Source organism: Microbacterium sp. CPCC 204701 (genome assembly GCF_004010105.1).
In the GTDB taxonomy this organism is placed as follows: domain Bacteria; phylum Actinomycetota; class Actinomycetes; order Actinomycetales; family Microbacteriaceae; genus Microbacterium.
In genome coordinates this window covers 1-1,406 of the sequence record NZ_RRYE01000567.1, presented here as the reverse complement: position 1 = coordinate 1,406, position 1,406 = coordinate 1, and the positions used below count along the sequence as shown (strand labels likewise).

The following is a 1,406-nucleotide window of genomic DNA, read 5'->3' as shown; positions in this document are numbered from 1 at the left end:
CGAGCAGGGCGTCGGCTCCGGCATCCGCCGCCGCCCGTGCGAGCGTGACCGCCTGACCGAGCGGACCGCCGGTGCCCGCGACCACGGGCACGCGCCCGGCGACCGTCTCGGTCGCGACGCGCACGACCTGGGCGACCTCGTCGGTCGACAGCGCGTGGAACTCGCCCGTGCCGCACGCCGGGAACACGCCGCCGGGCGCATGCGCAATGGTCGTGCCGACGTGCGTGCGGAGGAGGTCGTCGTCGACCCGGCCTGCGGTGTCGAACGGGGTGACGGGGAAGAAGAGGATGCCGTCGAAGTTCACGCCAGCACGTCCTTTCGGGAGGTGTCGAGGTGGGCGGCCGTTGCGGGCTCGAGCTCGGTCTCGGGCTCGGTGCGCGAGGCGGACTCACCGAGCTCGCCCCGCCAGGTGTGTGCCGGTCGCCAGCCGAGCACCCGGCGAGCCTTGTCGTTCGAGAACGCCGGGGCGCTGCCGGTGAGCCCGGCCGCCAGGTCGTCGGAGCCCGGGACGAATCGCGGCAGCAGCTCGGCGAGCGGTTCGCGCGCGAGCGCGTCGTCGGCGCCGACGAAGAACACCTCGGCGTTGGGGATCTCGCCGAGCGCGTCCAGCAGCGTGTCGACGAACGTCGCGACGTCGCGGGCATCGACGTAGTTGAACAGCGCCGGGGCCGAGAGGGCAGGGTCGTCGAGCCGCTCGCGCACGGTGTGGCCCTGCTGCGTCGGCGCGCCCGCCCACTCCTCGGGCGCGAGGACGTAGCACGGGCGGAAGGCCGCGAACCGAACCGCGTCGCCGGTCTGGCGCGCGAGCATCGCGATGGTCTGCTCGGCGAGATGCTTCGAGAGGGCGTAGGCGTTCCACGGCCGGGCCGGCGTGTCTTCGTCGAGCGGAAAGCGGTCGGGCAGCCAGCCCGTCGGCGCGCCGTAGCCGAGCACGGTCGGGCTCGACGCCGTCACGAGCTTGGGGATGCCGGCCTCGACCCCCGCCGACAGCACGTTCAGCGCGAGCGTCGCGTTCGTGCGGAGGATGACCTCCTCGGGTGCGCTGAACGGCACGGCGATCGCGGCCAGATGCACGAGCGCCTCGGCCCGGGCGTCGGCGACGGCGCGGGACGCGGCATCCCGGTCCGTCAGATCCACGGCGATCTGCTCGACGCCGGGCAGCTCGAGGGCCTCGGATCGCGTGCGGTCGAGCGAGATCAGCTCGTGCCCGGCGGCGGCGAGACCCGCGACGAGGCTGCGGCCGAGCCGGCCCGCGCCTCCGGTGACGACGATGCGGCTCATGGTCGCGCCGCCGTCGCGTCAGCGGCGAGGAACGGGATGCCGAGGTCGGCGACCTGCACGGGAAGCCCGGTCTCGAGCGATCGGTTGCCGGCGATGCCGACGGCGATGGAGCGGACGCCGTCGCG

2 protein-coding genes are annotated in these 1,406 nt (G+C 74.4%); both read right to left on the bottom strand.

Going from position 1 to position 1,406, the window contains the following annotated elements:
* On the bottom strand, window positions 1-304 hold a 304-nt coding region (locus tag EIO58_RS17930; protein ID WP_205789388.1), incomplete at its 3' end, for a dihydrodipicolinate synthase family protein.
* On the bottom strand, window positions 301-1,281 hold the full coding sequence (locus tag EIO58_RS17925; RefSeq protein ID WP_127820556.1) for an NAD-dependent epimerase/dehydratase family protein: 981 nt from the start codon (window positions 1,279-1,281) through the stop codon (window positions 301-303). The genes EIO58_RS17925 and EIO58_RS17930, both read right to left, overlap by 4 nt.
* Window positions 1,282-1,406: the final 125 nt, after the last annotated feature.

Coding starts and splice junctions, on each gene's coding strand:
- EIO58_RS17925 (WP_127820556.1), bottom strand. CDS start 1,281: ATGAGCCGCATCGTCGTCACCGGAGGCGCGGGCCGGCTCGGCCGCAGC.